At 72.5% G+C, this 16606-nt stretch carries 13 protein-coding genes; 8 read left to right on the top strand and 5 right to left on the bottom strand.

Annotation, left to right across the window (positions count from 1 at the left end; genetic code table 11):
• Positions 1 to 79: 79 nt before the first annotated feature.
• Positions 80 to 1507, bottom strand: coding sequence for a glycosyltransferase 87 family protein (locus EAS64_RS37430; protein WP_187366462.1), 1428 nt, complete (start codon positions 1505 to 1507; stop codon positions 80 to 82).
• Positions 1508 to 1680: 173 nt separating this feature from the next.
• Here EAS64_RS37430 and EAS64_RS37425 point away from each other — a divergent pair, with 173 nt between their 5' ends.
• Positions 1681 to 2577: a cytochrome c biogenesis CcdA family protein gene (locus EAS64_RS37425; protein WP_145861037.1), complete on the top strand. Its 897-nt coding sequence runs from the start codon at positions 1681 to 1683 to the stop codon at positions 2575 to 2577.
• A gap of 17 nt (positions 2578 to 2594) precedes the next feature.
• Here EAS64_RS37425 and EAS64_RS37420 read toward each other — a convergent pair whose 3' ends face one another.
• Positions 2595 to 3362 (bottom strand): gamma-glutamyl-gamma-aminobutyrate hydrolase family protein, encoded by a 768-nt coding sequence (locus tag EAS64_RS37420; protein ID WP_145861035.1) that lies wholly within the window; start codon positions 3360 to 3362, stop codon positions 2595 to 2597.
• A gap of 218 nt (positions 3363 to 3580) precedes the next feature.
• Here EAS64_RS37420 and EAS64_RS37415 point away from each other — a divergent pair, with 218 nt between their 5' ends.
• From EAS64_RS37415 to tnpB, 3 genes are all read left to right on the top strand, one after another.
• Positions 3581 to 4321 (top strand): VOC family protein, encoded by a 741-nt coding sequence (locus tag EAS64_RS37415; protein WP_145861033.1) that lies wholly within the window; start codon positions 3581 to 3583, stop codon positions 4319 to 4321.
• Positions 4322 to 4360: 39 nt separating this feature from the next.
• On the top strand, positions 4361 to 5428 hold the full coding sequence (locus tag EAS64_RS37410; protein ID WP_145861031.1) for a hypothetical protein: 1068 nt from the start codon (positions 4361 to 4363) through the stop codon (positions 5426 to 5428).
• Positions 5429 to 5650: 222 nt separating this feature from the next.
• Entirely contained in the window at positions 5651 to 6940 is a 1290-nt protein-coding gene (gene tnpB / locus EAS64_RS37405) for an IS607 family element RNA-guided endonuclease TnpB (RefSeq protein ID WP_145861029.1), read from the top strand.
• Between the two features lie 33 nt (positions 6941 to 6973).
• On the opposite strand, the gene EAS64_RS37400 is transcribed toward tnpB, so the two are convergent.
• Positions 6974 to 7807 (bottom strand): PhzF family phenazine biosynthesis protein, encoded by an 834-nt coding sequence (locus EAS64_RS37400; RefSeq protein ID WP_145861027.1) that lies wholly within the window; start codon positions 7805 to 7807, stop codon positions 6974 to 6976.
• Positions 7808 to 7817: 10 nt separating this feature from the next.
• Entirely contained in the window at positions 7818 to 7973 is a 156-nt protein-coding gene (locus EAS64_RS44190) for a hypothetical protein (protein ID WP_187366461.1), read from the bottom strand.
• 268 nt (positions 7974 to 8241) lie between these two features.
• Between EAS64_RS44190 and EAS64_RS37395 the strand changes: the two genes are divergently transcribed.
• The 4 genes from EAS64_RS37395 to EAS64_RS37380 all read left to right on the top strand — a co-directional run bounded on the left by EAS64_RS37395 (position 8242) and on the right by EAS64_RS37380 (position 14181).
• Positions 8242 to 9069 (top strand): FAD binding domain-containing protein, encoded by an 828-nt coding sequence (locus tag EAS64_RS37395; RefSeq protein ID WP_145861025.1) that lies wholly within the window; start codon positions 8242 to 8244, stop codon positions 9067 to 9069.
• Entirely contained in the window at positions 9066 to 11858 is a 2793-nt protein-coding gene (locus tag EAS64_RS37390) for a molybdopterin-dependent oxidoreductase (RefSeq protein ID WP_145861023.1), read from the top strand. The genes EAS64_RS37395 and EAS64_RS37390 overlap by 4 nt, the downstream gene beginning before the upstream one ends.
• Before the next feature lie 28 nt (positions 11859 to 11886).
• A complete protein-coding gene (gene pucL, locus EAS64_RS37385) occupies positions 11887 to 12774 on the top strand; it encodes a factor-independent urate hydroxylase (RefSeq protein WP_145861022.1) in 888 nt (295 codons plus the stop codon).
• Between the two features lie 123 nt (positions 12775 to 12897).
• Complete coding sequence (locus tag EAS64_RS37380) at positions 12898 to 14181, top strand: hypothetical protein (protein ID WP_145861020.1); 1284 nt, start codon at positions 12898 to 12900, stop codon at positions 14179 to 14181.
• Positions 14182 to 14224: 43 nt separating this feature from the next.
• On the opposite strand, the gene EAS64_RS37375 is transcribed toward EAS64_RS37380, so the two are convergent.
• Positions 14225 to 16495: an anthranilate synthase component I gene (locus tag EAS64_RS37375; RefSeq protein ID WP_145861018.1), complete on the bottom strand. Its 2271-nt coding sequence runs from the start codon at positions 16493 to 16495 to the stop codon at positions 14225 to 14227.
• Positions 16496 to 16606: the final 111 nt, after the last annotated feature.

The raw sequence follows: 16606 nt of genomic DNA, 5'->3' as shown, positions 1-16606 counted from the left end.
GCCCATTGTGCCTCAGGATTGGCCGTAAGCCTGAGGAGTTGGTCCCTGTCTTTAGAGATTGGGGGTCAGGGATCTGGCTTCAGGGAATCGTGGCGGCGACCGGCTCGTGCGGTGAGGCCTCCGCCGCCTGCCGCCTTCTGGCGAGCCAGAAGCCGAGGCCGAGCAGCAGGAACAGCAGCAGCACGCCGGCCAGGATGTAGGCGTTGCCCCACAGCAACTGGAAGCCGTGCCAGTGGTACTCCACGTAGCTGGGCTGGTCGCCGCGGGTTGCGAACTTGATCGGGTTGGTGTTGGGCTGCGCCCACAGCAGGCCGAGGGAGAAGCTGCCGAGGTTGCGCGCGCGCTCCCACATCGCGTCCGGCCACGCGCCGAACGTCGCGAGCAGGAAGGCGGCGAGGCCGCACAGCCAAATCGCGCCGCGCCGCGCACCGCGCCGGGCCGCCGCGAGCGCGTAATGGCCGGTCACGGCCACCGCCGGGGCGACCCACACCCAGTGGTGGTCCCAGCTGACCGGGGAGACGAGCAGGCCCGTCAGCGCCGTCGCGAGCAGCGCGGGCACCGGGTAGCCTGCCCGGTCGAGCAGGCAAGCCGCGGCAAGCCCGAGGAGGAGCGCGACGCAGGCGACGGCGATCCACGGTGCCTGTCCCGCCGCCACCGAGCCGGCGAACCTGGTGACGATGGCGCGCAGCGACTGGTTTCCCGCCCAGCCCATGAAACCGGCCCTGTTGCCGTCGGCGAGGAACATGCCGTGCAGCCACCACCGCGACGAGTCGTGCGGCAGCACAGCGAACCCGACGGCAACGGTGGCGGCGAAGCCCGCCAGGGTCGCCACCGCCTCGCGGAACCGGCGGGTGAGCAGCAGGTACGGCACGAAGATCAGCGGCACCAGCTTGACCCCGGCGGCGACGCCGGTCGCGGCGCCCTTCCACCAGCGGCGCCTGCCGCTCGCGGTGACGTCCGGCTGCAAGAGGTCCCACAGGATGAGGGCCGTCAGGATGAGGTTGACCTGCCCGAGGTAGATGGTGCGCACCACGGGCTGCAACCAGAAGGTGGCCGCCGCGGCGAGCAGGGTCGCGCCGAGCCTGATCCGGCGGTCAGCGTAGCCGAGGCCGCCGAAGGTGAACCAGAGGGCCGCCACCAGGGCGACAACGTTGCCGACGACGGACACAATCGACAGCGTCGTCCAGTTCAGGATGGAGGCGACGGCGAACGCGATCGCGGCGAACGGCGTATAGGTGAACTTGAGCGCGAGGTCGCTGTAGCCGCCCCAATCGTAAAGCGGCGCGTAGGCGTGCGGGTCGTAGTACGGCGTGACGTGCCTGACGATCAGGCCGCCATCCTTGTATACGGTGAGGTCCACCTCGTTGAGCGCGCCGAACGGACCGCTGAGCGCGGCATAGATCAGCCAGCTCACGATCACGGCGGCGAAGGCGATGGCGCCAGCACGCAGGAGCTTGGCTCCCGGGGCCGAAGCGGCCCTCGGGACTTCGCTGGCGGCCAGGTTCACGCCTGCAACGATATCGCCTGCCCGAGGGGCATCAGGCGCACCGCTCGCCCCGGCGAGCCCGCCCGCGAGCCCTGCCATGGGGCACGGTCCCGGCACCGCTCCCCCACGGCATCAGCCATACTGGGAGTCATGTCAGCCCAGACCCCCGCCGCGCCGTATGGGGCGGACGCGCGATGAGCGTCAACAGCCTCGTGTCGTCCGGGCCGCTGCTGCTGGCCATCCCGGTCGCCGTCGCGGCGGGAGCGGTGACGTTCCTTTCGCCTTGCTGCCTGCCGCTGGTGCCGGGCTACCTGTCCTATATCACCGGGATGTCCGGCACCGCCGTGGCCGATGAGGCCGGCGGCGCGATGGCGGACCCTGCGACCGAAGACAGTGCGGGAGCCGAGGCAGCCACCGGCACCGCGGCACAGGCGGGCGGGACCGGGTCGGGCGGGGTGACGACGCGGACGAGGAAGACGGCCACCGGGGCCGCGGCGGCGCCCACCGGGCGCACCGTCGCCGGAGCGGCGCTGTTCGTCCTCGGCTTCTCCGCGGTGTTCTCGCTCTATGGCCTGGCCGCCGGCGGGATCGGCCACCTGCTGCACACGCACACCGACGGGCTGACCCAGATACTCGGCGGGGTGACGATCCTGCTCGGGCTGCTGTTCTTCGGCGCGTTCGACCGGTTCATGTTCGCGGGACGGATCTTCAAGCCGTCGCTGCGGCCGCAGGCCGGCCTGGCAGGCGCGCCGCTGCTCGGCGTGCTGTTCGGCGTCGGCTGGACGCCGTGCCTCGGGCCTACACTGGCCGCGGCGCTCACGCTATCCGCCCAGTCGGGCACCGCGGCGCGCGGCGCGTTCCTCGCCTTCGTCTACGGGCTTGGCCTCGGCATCCCGTTCCTGATCGTCGCCGCGCTGTTCCAGCGCCTGGTGAACGTGCTCGGCTTCTTCAAGCGCAACGCGCGCATGATCAGCAGGATCGGCGGCGTGATGCTGGTGGCGGTGGGACTGCTCGAGGTCACCGGAGCCTGGACGTCGGCGGTCAGCTGGCTGCACACCCACTGGTTCGGCGGTTTCCAAACGCCGCTGTAGCGAGCCGGCCTAGGACCTCAGCGGCGGGCGCCGGCCTTCGGCTTCATCGCGACGGGTTTGCGCGGCTGCTGCGGGCTCGCGCTCTCCGGCGCCGGCCGCCGTGGCTGGCTCGCGGCCTCGGCGAGGGCGGCGAGCAGTCGCAGGTCGTCGCCTTCCTCCGGGTGCCAGTGGATGCCGACGGCGAAACGCTGCCCGTCCACCTCCAGCGCCTCGGTCACCTCACCGTCCGGCGACCAGCCGGCCACGGTCAGCCCGTCGCCCAGGTGGTAGGGAGCCTGATGGTGCGCGGCGGGGACAGAGACGCGGGTGCCGAGCAGCCGGCCGAGCAGGCTGTCGGCGCCGAGCACGACATCGTGCGGCGTGTAGCGGGCCCGCTGCTCGCAGTGGCCAGGCAGGTCCTGGGTGAGCGTACCGCCGCGCGCCACCGTCAGCACGTGCAGCCCGCGGCCAATCGCGAGGATCGGCAGCCCCGCGTCGAGTGCGGCGCGCATCAGCGCGAGCTCGAAGCGGTCCCTGCGGCGGTCGGGCTCGTCGGTCTCCGCACCGCGCTCCTGGCCGTAAAGCGCCGGATCCAGGTCCCTGCCGCCGGCGAAGACCAGGCCGTCGAGCGTGCCGACGAAGGCCGCCACCGAGGACGGCGGCACGGACGGCAGCACCACGGGCGCCGCTCCTGCCCGTTCCACCACGCGGGTGTAGCTGACCGGGGAGATCACTGCCTCGCGGATCCAGTCACCCCAGCGGGCCGCGTCCAGTTCCCCCGTAATGCCGATGATCGGGCGGCCCATCCCGGTCCTCCTGTCGCAAATGCTGACACGGTAAGCGAGCCGGGCGTGCAGGCCCCCCCAATCCCGGCTGTGGCGCCATTCTTCCGGACAAACGGGACCGGTGATGGGACGATGGCCTATTTCCACGATCGTCGATGGCTTGCCCGCTCATCCCGCGGCGGCCTGGACGCTCATCCCGCGGTGGCGCGGCGGGCGCGGCGCGGTGAGAAACTGGCGGCGTGGTCATTCCCTGGCTGACGGTATTCCTCGATTTCCCGCCCTCGTCGCATCACGCGGGGGTGACGTTCTGGCAGGCGGTGACGGGCTACGGACTGTCGCCGGCCCGCGGCGCGAACGGCCAGTTCGCGACGCTGCTGCCGCCATCGGGAGACGCCTACCTGCGCGTGCAGCGCGTCCGCGAGGGCGGCGGCTGCCACCTCGACCTGCATCTCGACCCGGCGGAGCCGGTGCGCGACGTCATCGACCGGATGGGAGCGCTCGGGGGGAGCGTCCTGCACCTCGAGACCGGGCTCGTCATCGCCGACAGTCCTGGCGGGTTCACCTTCTGCCTGGTCGACTGGCACGGCGAGCGCGCCGTGCCGCCGCCGCTGGCCGGCGGCGCGGGCGGCGCGACACGGCTGGACACGCTATGCCTGGACGTCCCGCCGGCGGAGTTCGAGCGGGAGTGCGCGTTCTGGGCGGCGTTCACCGGCCAGGAGACCCATCCAGCCCCGGTTCCCGGGTTCGCCTTCCTGACCCGGTCGCCTGAGTGGCCGATCCGCCTGCTGCTGCAGCGGCGCGACAGCGCCGCCCCAGGCGAGCGGACGCGCGGGCACCTGGATTTCGGCTGCACCGACCCGGACGCCCAGGCCAGGCACCTGAGCCTAGGCGCCCGCCTGGTGGCGAGGCAACAGTACTGGACCGTGCTCGCCGACCCGGCGGGAAGCGAGTACTGCCTGATCGGCCGGGAGCCCATCTAGCGGATGCAACCGCCTGGCGGCCGGCAGCGTCCAACCGGCATGGCACCTAAGTTTCGCCCGCGCGTGATCCGGGCCGTGGCCGCCGCGCTGGTCGTTGGCACGCTGACGCTGGGCTGCCAGGCAGCGGGCGGCGGCACCCATGCCGCCGCCCGGCCTGCGCACCCGACGGCCAGCGCCGCGGCAGCGACAAAGACAGCGACAAAGACAGCGACGCAGGCAGAGCCCGCGAGCCCGGTGCCGCCGGGCCCTGGGCCGTTCGCCTCGGACGCGACGGACCGCAAGCTCGCCACGGCTCTCGCGGCCGCCATCCAGCGGGCGTTCACCCCGCCGCCCGGGTCGCGCAAGCTCAGCGGCCCGCCCCAGGGAACCTGGCGCGACCTGGGAGTGCCCGGCGGGGTGATCCCCACGGATGGCGAGGTGTTCGTCAGCTCCTGGTGGCAGGTGCCCGGGCAGCCGCAGGCCGTCCTGAAGTGGCTCCAGGCGCACGAGCCACGGCCCTGGTACGGCGGCGGCCGCGGCAGCTTCGGCCCGGTGGCCGAGCCCGGCGATGTAACGCCCGCGGGGCAGCGGCTCGCCGACGTGTACACGGAGTGGAGTGACACCTTCGAGAACTTCCATGCGCCCGGCGTCATCGGCGCGGAGCAGCTGATCGTGGAGGAGATCCGCAGCGGCGCCGGCCAGACCTATACGCGCGTCGATTCCCTGGTCACCTGGCGGACGCCGCGGCCGCTCGCGGAGCGGGTGCCGGCCGGCGCCCGGGTCGTGACGATCACCGCTGAGCCGATGGCCGGCGCCGCGGTCCCGCAGGGATCGCCTGCCACGATCACCGACCCCGCCACCGTGGCGCGGATCGCGTCGCTCATCAACGGCCTGTACCGGGGCGGCGAGCTCTGCGCCCCGCCCCCGCCGACGTCTGACCGCATCGAGCTGACCTTCAGCGCGAAGCCCGGCGGCCCGCCGCTCGCGACCGCGGACGCCGACTTTCGCGGCTGCCGTCAGGTGCGGTTCTCGGTCCCCGGTGCGTCGTCGCTGCCCCTGCTGGCCGAAGTCAACGACCGGCTGGTGCCCGCCATCCTGGCAGCCGCCGGCCTGCACTGGTTCTCCTAGCGACGGCCATCGCGGGCGGGAGGAGGTGGAACCGAACCCGTTCGGGATGAGGGGTTGCCGACTGCTGTCGCAATGGTGATCAGTGGCGCTGTTCGGTGCTCAGTGGCGAGGGGATGCACGACGGGAATGGCGGCATGTAAGAGTTCGATGGCGAGCCGGAATGTCGTTCAGGGTCGATATCGTGTTCTTGCTGGCGCTGGTGCCCGGGAAGGGGAACGTGCGGTGGTGATCGTGCAGGCGTACCGGTTCGCGCTCGACCCGACGCGGGGGCAGGAGCGGGCGCTGCGCTCGCACGCGGGTGCGGCGCGGTTCGCCTGGAACTGGGCCCTGGCGGCGTGCCTGGAGCGCTACCGCGCGGAACGCAGGTGGTATTCCGGTGCGGAGCTGCACAGGCGGTGGAACCAGGTGAAGAAGGCCGACCCGGCCCTGGCCTGGTGGGAGCAGAACTCCAAGTGCGCCTACCAGGAGGCGTTCCGTGACCTGGACCGGGCGCTGCGTGAGTTCACCAGGTCGAACAAGGGCGAGCGGCCGGGGCGCCGGCTGGGGTTCCCCCGGTTCAAGAAGCGGGGCAGGTGCCGGGATTCGTTCCGGCTGACCGGGACGCTGCGCTGCGGGCGGGGCACGGTCACCCTGCCGCGGCTCGGGGTGATCCGGACCCATGAATCGACCCGGAAGCTGGCCCGGCGGCTGGAGGACGGCACCGCCCGGATCCTATCGGCGACGGTGTCGCGGACGGCGCAGCGCTGGTTCGTGTCGTTCACCGTTGAGGTTGACCGGGCCGTCCCTGACCGTCATCCCCGCCCCGGCTCCGCGATCGGGATCGACCTGGGCGTCAAGGCGCTGCTCACCGGCGCCGACGACACGGGCACGGTGATCACCGTCCCCGGGCCGCGGCCGCTGAGGGCGGGGCTGCGCCGGCTGCGGCGCGCCGCCCGCGCGCACGCCCGGACGAAACCGGGTTCGGCGGGCCGCCGCGAGGCGGCCGCCCGGCTGGCCCGCCTGCACGCCCGGGTCGCGAACCTGCGTGCCGACGCGCTGCACAAGGCCACCACGATGCTCGCCGCCCGCTACGAAACGGTTGTGGCCGAGGACCTGAACGTGGCCGGGATGACTCGCAACCGCCGCCTTGCCCGGGCCGTCGCCGACCAGGGATTCGGGACCGCCCGGCGGATGCTGGCCTACAAGACCGCCTGGCAGGGCGGGACGCTGGTCCTCGCAGACCGCTGGTTTCCCTCATCGAAGACCTGCTCGGGCTGCGGCACGGTGAAAGCCAAGCTGGCCCTGGCCGAGCGCATTTACCGGTGCGATGGGTGCGGCCTGGTCCTGGACCGGGACGTGAACGCCGCCCGGAACCTGCTGTCCCTCGCCGCCAGTGGGGCGGAGAGGCGAAACGCCGGGGGAGGGACTATAAGACCGCGCCCCGCGCGGCACGACCCGCCGAACCCGGAACCCGGCACCCCTCGCAGGGACAAGCCCGGGACCGCCGCCCGGCAACAGGCGGCTGCGGCATGAGCGCCCCCGAACACTCAACCGCAACGGTCGTGTTTACAGGTGGACGTTGCCGGAGATCAGCGTGCGGGTGCCGCCGCCGATCCAGACCGATCCGTCGGGGTCCGCGGTCACGTGCACCCGGCCGCGGCGGCCGAGCGCGGTGCCCTGGCTGGCGATGTAGGGCGCCGTCGCCTTGCCCGACGCGATCAGCCACAGGGCGAGCGAGGCGTTCAGCGATCCGGTCACCGGGTCCTCGCCTGTCCCGTTGATCAGCGGGGTGAAGGCGCGCACCTCGAACGCCTCGGGCGAGCCGTCCGGGTAGCGGCCGAACACCCCGATGTCCCGCGACGTCACGCCCGGCGTCAGGTCGAGCACGGCCTGCGCGCTCGCCAGCTCGACGGCCACCCAGCCGGGCCCGTTGTCTGCCCACTGGGCGTCGATGATGTCCTCGCGCTTGATGCCGAGTGACGCCGCGACCTCGTCGAGGTCCGCGTCGTCGACCGGTCCGGAGCGGATCAGCGGCGGCGCCTTGAAGGCGAGGTGCCCGTGCGGCGACCTGCGGATCATCACCAGGCCGATGCCGCACTCCTGAATGATCATGTCCTGCCTGGCCGGCGGGCCGCCCGCCTCGAGCCACGCGTGCGCGGAGCCGAGCGTCGGGTGGCCGGCGAACGGCAGCTCCCGCTCAGGCGTGAAGATCCGCACCAGGTAGTCGGCGCGCTCATCGGCCGGGGGCAGCAGGAACGTGGTCTCCGACAGGTTCGTCCAGTGGGCGAACCGCCGCATCTCTTCGTCGGTAAGGTCGTCGGCGCCATGAACCACCGCCACGGGATTGCCGCGGAACGGCTCCTCGGTGAACACGTCGACCTGCCGGAATTGCCGGTGCACGAATATCAGCTTAGCGGCTACCCGAGGGAAGGATCTTGATCACTACGGTAGCCACCGGGAGCAGCACCGCGAGCAGGCCGATCAGCAGCCGCTGCGTCTGGTAGGACATCACGAGCGGCGATTGCGCTGATTGCTGCGGCGCCGCCGGGTCGCTCAGCTGGGTCATGCTACTCACCAATTTTCTGGCAGCCATTTATCGCCGTCACTATGGCGAGGGCAGCGCGGCCCGCGGCGATTTCCGCTAAGCATGCCAGAATGGCTCGCGGTAAACCAGAGACATCGAAATCGAACGCAAAAGGCGTGAGCCGCCGTGCGTACCGCCCCATCCCCGCGCAAGACGCGGGCATGACATACACGTCGGCGGCCGGATACGCTCGCGTAACGTCGCCGCGCCAGCATGGGGGAATGATCACGACCGGGGGGCACTGGTCCGCATGGACCTGAACACCGTCACCGAGTTCGCGCCGGCCACGCGGGCCGCGTGGCGGGACGGGGACGCGTGGCTCGGCGGCGGCACCTGGCTGTTCTCCCAGCCGCAGCCGCGTGTGCGGCGGCTGCTCGACCTCGACGCGTTCGGCTGGGCGCCGCTGCGCGAGACAGCCGACGCCGTGACCGTCGCCGCGACTTGCACCCTGGCCCAGCTGGCGCGCTGGCGGCCCGCGGACCGGCACTTCGACGGCGCGGCGACGCTGGCCAGGCAGTGCTGCCACGCGCTGCTCGGCTCGTTCAAGGTGCACAACGTCGCCACCGTCGGCGGCAACATCTGCCTGTCGCTGCCCGCCGGGCCGATGACGTCGTTCGCCGCCGCGCTGGACGGCGTCGCCCTGCTGCGCGCTCCCGACGGTACGCGCCGCGCGGTGCCCGTCGCCGCCTTCGTCAGCGGCGACGGCCGCAACGCGCTGCGCCCGGGCGAACTGCTCAGCCACGTGTCGCTGCCCGCTGCCGCGCTCACCGCGCGGACCGCCTTCCGCCAGCTGTCGCTGTCGGCCGTCGGCCGGTCCGCCGTGCTGGTCATCGCCCGCCGCGACGCTGATGACGGCACGGTGGTCACCGTCACCGCGTCGGTCCCGCACCCGGTCCAGCTCCGCTTCCCCGCGCCGCCGACCCCGGCCGAGGCCCTGGCGGACCTCGACGCGGTCATGGACGCGGCCCTGGACGCGACGGGTCCCGGCTACCTCGACGACGTGCACGGCGCTGGCCCATGGCGCGCGGCGATGACCAGGCGGCTGATCACCGAGACACTCGGGGAGCTGGCCCGATGAGGATCAACGGCGAGCCGGCCGACGCCGAGCCGCGCCCCGGCCAGTGCCTGCGCACGTTCCTGCGCGAGCACGGTTGGTGCGGCGTCAAGAAGGGCTGCGACGCAGGCGACTGCGGCGCGTGCACCGTGCACGTGGACGGCGTGCCCGTGCACAGCTGCGTCTACCCCGCGGTCCGCGCCCGCGGCCGCGAGGTCACCACGATCGAGGGACTGGCCGGGCACCCGGTCCAGGACGCGTTCCTCGCCGCGCAGGCGTTCCAGTGCGGCTTTTGCACCCCCGGCATGATCATGACGGCGGCGGCGCTCAGCGAGGACCAGCGCGCGGACCTGCCGCGCGCGCTCAAGGGCAGCATCTGCCGGTGCACCGGCTACCGCGCGATCCAGGACGCTGTGACGAGCACGACGATCCCGAACGGCGACCTCTCTTTTTTCTTCCCTACTCCCAACGACCAGCGTGACCGTCATCGTCAGAAAAAAGAGAGTTCGTTCGTGGCTTCGCCCGCCCCCCCCGCAGTCACCCCAGCGGAGGGCGGCCCGGGTTCCGTCGGCACCGGAGTGCCCGCACCCGCGGGGCCCGCCGTGGTGACCGGCACGGCCCGGTTCACCTGCGACCTGGCGCCTGACCCCGCACCTGAGGCGGCAGGCTCGGCCGGCCTCGCCGGCGCGGCGGGCGAGCACCTGCCGCCGGAGCCGCCGCTGCACATGAAGCTGGTCCGCGCACCGCACGCGCACGCGTTGATCAGGTCCGTCGACACCGTCGCGGCCCTGGCGGTGCCCGGCGTGGTCGCCGTGCTCAGCTACGCCGACTCGCCGCCGCGCCGATTCTCCACCGCACGGCACCACAACCCCGACGACGACCCGTACGACACCGTCGTCTTCGACCGCGTGGTCCGCTTCCACGGTCAGCGGGTCGCCGCGGTGGTTGCGGAGACCCTCGCCGCGGCCGAGGCAGGCTGCGGGCTGGTCGCGGTCGACTACCAGCCGCTGCCCGCGGCCGTCAGCCCGGCCGACGCGCTGGCGCCCGGCGCGCCCGCGCTCCATCCCGGCCTCGCGCCCGGCAACGTCTGCGCCGAGGTGCACCGGCAGACGGGTGACCCCGAGGCCGGGTTCGCCGCGGCCGCCGTCGTGTACCAGGAAACGTTCCGAACCCAGCGGGTAGCCCATGTCGCGCTCGAGACGCACGCCACCATCGGCTGGCTCGATCCGGCCGGGCGGCTGGTGCTGCGCACCGCCACCCAGGTGCCGTTCCTCACCCGCGATGAGCTGTGCCGGATTTTCGGTCTCGAGCGGGACCGGGTCCGGGTCGTCGCCAAGCGAATCGGCGGCGGGTTCGGCGGCAAGCAGGAGATGTTCACCGAGGACGCGGTCGCCCTCGCCGTGCTGCGGACCGGGCGGCCCGTGCAGCTCGAGTTCACCCGCGAGGAGGAGTTCACAGCGACGGCCACCAGGCACCCGATGGAGATCACCGTGCGGGCAGGTGCGGCGGGCGACGGCACGCTGACCGGCTTCTCGCTCGACGTCACGGCGGACACCGGCGCGTACGGCAACCACGGGCCGGGGGTGCTGTTCCACGCGGTGGAGGAGGCGGTCACCGCCTACCGCTGCCCAAGCAAGCGCGTCGACGCCCGCGCCGTCTACACGAACACCGTGCCCGCGGGCGCGTTCCGCGGCTACGGACTCTCGCAGACCGTGTTCGCCGTCGAGTCCGCGATGGACGAACTGGCCAGGCGGCTCGCCATGGACCCGGCCGAGCTCCGGCGCAGGAACCTGCTGCGCGCGGGTGACGTGCCGGACAACGCGAGCGGCGAGCCCGCCGACGTGACGACCGCCACCCTTGGCGTGCTTGAGTGCCTGGACCTGGTGGAGAAGGCGCTGGCCAGCGGCCGGGGCGCGAGCGCGCCCGCCGGATGGCTCAGCGGTACGGGCATCGCGGTCGCGCTGCTCGACACCATCCCGCCCGGCGGGCACCCGGGTCACGCCATCGTCAAGGAGCGGCAGGGCGGCGGGTACGCCGCCTACGTCGGCACGACCGAGTTCGGCAACGGGACCACCACGGTGCACCGGCAGCTGGTCGCGGACGTGCTCGGCTGCGACCCGGCCGACGTCCTCGTCTTCTCCTCCGACACCGATCGCAGCGGTCACGACACCGGAGCATACGGGTCGACGGGCATCGTGGTCGCGGGCACCGCGACCATGCGGGCGGCGCGGGCCCTGGCGGACGCGATCGCGGCGCGGTCGGCCGCCGGCGAGCCTGCCTCCGGTGCATCAGCCCCAGGTGCAGCTGACCGCAAGCTCCTGGAGGCCGAGGGGTACTGCGACGGGCGCAGCCGGTCCGTGTCCGCGACCGCGCAGGGATTCCGGGTTGCCGTCGACCCAGCGACCGGGGCGGTGCTCGTGCTCCAGTCGGTGCAGGCCGTTGACGCGGGCACGGCGCTCAACCCAGTGCAGCTGCGCGGCCAGGTGGAGGGCGGCGTCGCGCAGGCGCTCGGCGCGGCGCTGTTCGAGGAGGTGCGCGTCGCGGCCGACGGCGTGGTGACCACGCGCGCGCTGCGCGAGTACCACGTGCCCGTCCTCGCGGACCTGCCGCGGACCGAGGTGCACTTCGCCGCGGCGGCGCGCGACCCCTTCGGGCCGCACGGGGCGAAGCCGATGAGCGAGGCGCCGTTCAACCCGGTCGCGCCCGCCCTCGCCAACGCGGTACGGGACGCGACGGGTGTCCGGTTCACGGCGCTGCCGCTGCGGCCGGACGTGATCTACGGCGGCCTGAACCAGCGCCAGCCGGGGAACTAATCGCCAGACAGAACCTAGGAGGGGCCTCGTGGTCCAGCTCGGCGGCAACCGGTACGGCAAGGCGGAGGTCCGGCTCGTGCACGTGGCGCGCGGCGCCGGGGCGTCCGGTGCCGACCTGATCAGGGACTGGAACGTCGGCACGTCGCTGTCCGGTGACCTGGCCGACTCGCACCTGACCGGGTCGAACGCGAAGGTGCTGCCAACCGACTCGCAGAAGAACAAGGTGTACGCCCTGGCCAGGGAACTCGGCGGGGACGTGGCGCCCGAGGTGTTCGGCGTCGAGCTCGGCTCGTTCTTCGTGTCCTCCCAGGAGCCGATCACCCGGGCGCGGGTGTCCGTCGATGAGTACGGCTGGACGCCGGTTGGCGCGGCCGGCTACTCGTTCGCGCGCGCCGGCGACCTGGTGCGGACGACGGTGGTGCACGTGGACGCCGCGGCGGGGACCACGGTCGTGTCCGGGCTGAAGGACCTGGTGGTGATGAACACCACCGCGTCGGAGTTCTGGGGGTATCCGAAGGACCGCTACACGACGCTGGCCGAGACCAGGGACCGGATCCTGGCCACCTCGGTCACCGCCGCGTGGCGCTTCCGGCCCGAGGCAGTGGCCGCCGGAGTGGACTGGGATGCGGCGTTCCGCGCCGGGAAGTCGGCGGTACTCGAGACGTTCGCCGCGACGTACACGTACTCGCTGCAGCAGATGCTTTACGCGATCGGCTCGGCCCTCCTCGACGCGCTGCCCGCGGTCTGCGAGGTGCGGCTCTCGCTGCCGAACAAGCACCACTACCTGGTCGACCTCGCCCCATTTGGGCTGGCCAACGACCGTGAGGTCTACCTGGCGGGCGACCGGCCCTACGGTCTCATCGAGGGCGCCGTGCTCGCCGACGACGCGCCGGAGCCCGGCATCGCCTGGGACTGAACGCCCCAGCGAACTCATGCAGGAACGCACGCCGTGGCGGCCCGGACACGCGGCGGCAGAATCGGCGCTAAAATTCCCCGGCGATGATGCAACGAAATGACGCACTCTAATCGTCTTACAGGCGTGAACGCCTTCCTGCGAGGGGCGCGGCCGTGGCTGCCGCTCGTTTTGGCGTTCGCGGTGTTCGCCGGGCTGTGCATGACGGTGCTCACGCTGCTGCCCGGCGGCCCGCCCTCGCTGTCCAGCCCGGTGGCCGTCAGCTACTCCGATCCCGATCCGTCGTCCGGCGTGTGGTCGGCCTACGCCCAGACCACCCCGGCGTCCGGACCCGGCTTCGCAGGCCCGCGGGACGTGACCATCAGGAAGACGGGCACGGCGGCGGTGCTCGCCACGGTCAGCCCGCCGCGCCCCTATGCGACGTTCGCGTTCGTGGCGGGGACCGGCGAGCCCGACCGGTGGATCGCCGGGGCGCAGCGCGGGCACCCGGTGCGGCTGGACAACAGCGCCCAGCCGGTCACGCTGTTCCTGCTCGCCTTCCACTCGACCTCGAGGCGTGTGACGGTGACCCGGCTTCCCGCGCCGGCCATGCTCGCGAGCGGGCTCATCACCGACCGCTCGCCGCTGGCCGTGGCCGGGTCCGCGAGCGCCGGCCAGCTGGCCGCCGTCACGCTCTCACCCGACGGCCGCCGCCTCGCGCTGCTGATCATCACCGCGGCCGGCTACCAGGTCCGCGTCTACCCGGTCGGCGGCGGCTCCACGGCCGGCGACACCGCCAAGACCTGGACCGAGCTGTCCGCGGCCGGCGCCGCCCCCGCCACCTGGGCCTTCTCGCTGAACTGGCTCGGCGACGCCCGCACCCTCGCCATCGGCATCACCGACCGGGGCACCGCCACGGCGATCCGCGGTCACAGCTCGGTGTTCTGGCTGGACACCGCCCGCCCGGCCGGCGCGCTGGCGACGGCCGGCACGACGGTGCCGCTGACGTTCCCCGCGCCCACCTCGACGCCGACCTTCGGCGGCCCCCACGCGCCCAACGGGTGCACCGGCGCCCCCGTTCCGGCCAGCGACGGGCGGACAGTGCTCTGCTCGGGCACGGCCGCCTTCCCCGTCAACATGGCGGGCGCCACCTCGGTCGGCATCTGGACCTTCTCCGCGCGGACCGGGAAGCTGACCGACGCATGGAACCAGCACACCATCTGCTGCCTGCTGACCAGCACCGACTTCCCCAACATCCTGTGGGTCAGCCCGCACGGCGATAGCGTCATCGCCGCCGGGATGACCATGAAGAACCAGGGCGCGCAGCTGTTCCTGCGCGCCCCGAACGGACGCCTGCGGCAGTTGCCCTGGTCGGGCCTGTTCCACTACCCAAGCGTCGGCAACATCTCCGAGCCCTCGACTGCCTGGTAGGCCAGGCAGCCGAGGTCAGCCGGCCTCGTTCAGGCTGCGCAGGTCAGGCTGCGCAGGTCAGGCTGCGTAAGTCAGGCAGGGCAGCCGCCCTGGCACGGACGTGCCCGAGGACGTTGGCGATGATCCGGTGGCCCGAGCGGCCGGCCGCGGTGAGGATCGACTCCGGGTGGAACTGGACCGCCCAGCGGCCCGCCGCCTCGTCCTCGATCGCCATGACAACGCCGTCCGGCGTGGTGGCGGTGACTGTGAAGCCACCCTTGACGTCCGCCTCCTTCGCGTACAGGGAGTGGTAGCGGGCCGCGGTGAACCCGGCGGGCAACCCGGTGAACAGGGCGCTCGCGCAGTCGTCGCGTACCTGGATCAGGCCCGGCTTGCCGTGCTGCGGCTCGGGCAGCAGCGACAGCTCACCGCCGGCGTGCTCGACCATCGCCTGCAGGCCGAGGCAGACGCCGAAGGCGGGCAGCCGCCTGCAGTCGAGCTCGGACAGCAGGGCGTCGCAGCCGAAATCGGCAGGCCGCCCCGGCCCCGGCGACAATACGACCAGGTCCGGGGCGATCTCGTCGAGCAGCGCCGCGTGGAAGCCGGACCGCAGCGTGGTCACGTCGGCGTCATGCTGGCGGAAGTAGTCCGCCAGGGTGTGCACGAACGAGTCCTGGTGGTCCACGAGCAGCACGCGCAGCCTGCGCGGCGCGGGCCCAGTGCCCCCGGAACCAGTGCCACCGGAGCCAGGGCCGGCGGCGTAGTCGGCCGAACCGGACGCCGCGATCTCGGCCTCTCCGGGGCCGGTGATGGCGCGCTCGGCCGCCAGGCGGGCCTCCTCCACCTCGCGCAGGGTTTCCAGCAGGGCGCGGGCCTTGATGTGGGTCTCCCGCTCCTCGGACTCCGGGTCCGAGTCGTACAGCAGGGTCGCGCCGACCCGCACCGCGGCGATGCCGTCGCGGATCCGGGCGGTGCGCAGGGTCAGGCCGGTGTTCATCGAGCCGTTGAAGCCGATCGCGCCGACCGCGCCGCCGTACCAGCGGCGCCTGGTCTCCTCGTTGTCCTCGATGAACTGCATGGCCCAGGTCTTCGGCGCGCCGGTCACCGTCACCGCCCACATGTGGGTGAGGAACGCGTCGAGTGCGTCGAAGCCGGGTCTCAGCCTGCCTTCGATGTGGTCGACGGTGTGGATCAAGCGGCTGTACATCTCGATCTGACGCCTGCCGATGACCCGCACGCTGCCAGGGACGCAGACGCGGGACTTGTCGTTGCGGTCTACGTCGGTGCACATGGTCAGCTCCGACTCCTCCTTGGCCGACCCGAGGAGCCGTGCGATGTTGGCCGCGTCCTCGAGCGGGTCCGCGCCGCGGGCGATGGTCCCGGAGATCGGGCAGGTCTCCACCCGGTCGCCGTTGACCCGCACGTACATCTCCGGTGAGGCGCCGACCAGGTACTCGCCGTCACCCAGGTTGAACAGGAACTCGAACGGCGCCGGGTTCCGCTCCCGCAGCCGCTCGTAGAACCGGGACGGCGACGCGCACTGCTCGTGGAACACGTGACCTGGCACGACCTCGAAGAGGTCACCGCACTTGAAGCGCTCCTTGGCCTGCTCCACGACCGCCGCGTACCGGCCGGGGGCCGGCTGCGGCGGCAGCGTGCCCGCGCCCGGCGCGGGCGCCGGGGTCGGTTCGGTGTCCCTGGCCAGGCCCGCGGTGGACTTCCCGGCGACATCGAAGTCATAGGAGTACCTGATCGCCTCCTCGCGACGCAGGTCAATGGCCCAGATCTGGTCAGGCAGGTGCAGCACCAGGTCGCGCTGGTCGTCGTCTCTGTCGATCGTCAGGCGCACCGGCTCGAACTGGAACGCCAGGTCGTACCCGAACGCCCCATACAGCCCCAGGTGCGCGTCCGGGCAGGCGAACGCGGCGGTGATCTCCCGCAGCACGCTGAATACGGTGGGCCGCCGCGACCGCTCCTCCTCGGTGAAGGTGCCCTCCCCCTCCGGCACGTAGACGGCCACCGAGTCCGGCGCCGCCGACTGGCCCACGCCGGCCCGCAGCATCGCCTCGCGGATCGCCGGCATCAGCACCAGGCCGCGCTCGTTGAGCGCCCGTGCGGTCACCAGCCTGCCCCGACAGGCGATCTCAAGCGGCGGGTCAGCGTACGCGAGGTGCCAGCGGCTGTACCGGCCTGGATACTCCATGCCAGAGCTGAGCACGCCGCCGCGGCGGCGGTCGACGAGCTCGGCGATCCGGGTCAGCTCGGCAGGATCAAATGCCTCGGCGCTGCGGGTGATCGTCACGCCGCCGCCGGTCGTCATGGTGCTGGTGTCCACCGTTGGGCCTCATCTGTCGGTCTGGCCCGGCACCGGCGGGAGAAACAAAAAGCGACCGCCGTCTCCGGGCGGTCGCTATGACAACAGCAGCGGACACCGCCTACGGGCGGC

This window comes from Trebonia kvetii, assembly GCF_007827045.1.
In the GTDB taxonomy this organism is placed as follows: Bacteria; Actinomycetota; Actinomycetes; order Streptosporangiales; family Streptosporangiaceae; genus Trebonia; species Trebonia kvetii.
Note: the sequence above shows the minus strand (reverse complement) of the source record. Positions and strands in the feature narration are given on the sequence as shown.

Excerpts from the sequence above, each read along its gene's own strand:
- EAS64_RS44190 (WP_187366461.1), bottom strand. The coding sequence starts at position 7,973 with ATGACCCAGCTGAGCGACCCGGCGGCGCCGCAGCAATCAGCGCAATCG.
- EAS64_RS37410 (WP_145861031.1), top strand. The coding sequence starts at position 4,361 with ATGGCACCTAAGTTTCGCCCGCGCGTGATCCGGGCCGTGGCCGCCGCG.
- EAS64_RS37425 (WP_145861037.1), top strand. The coding sequence starts at position 1,681 with ATGAGCGTCAACAGCCTCGTGTCGTCCGGGCCGCTGCTGCTGGCCATC.
- EAS64_RS37395 (WP_145861025.1), top strand. The coding sequence starts at position 8,242 with ATGGACCTGAACACCGTCACCGAGTTCGCGCCGGCCACGCGGGCCGCG.
- EAS64_RS37390 (WP_145861023.1), top strand. The coding sequence starts at position 9,066 with ATGAGGATCAACGGCGAGCCGGCCGACGCCGAGCCGCGCCCCGGCCAG.
- EAS64_RS37420 (WP_145861035.1), bottom strand. The coding sequence starts at position 3,362 with ATGGGCCGCCCGATCATCGGCATTACGGGGGAACTGGACGCGGCCCGC.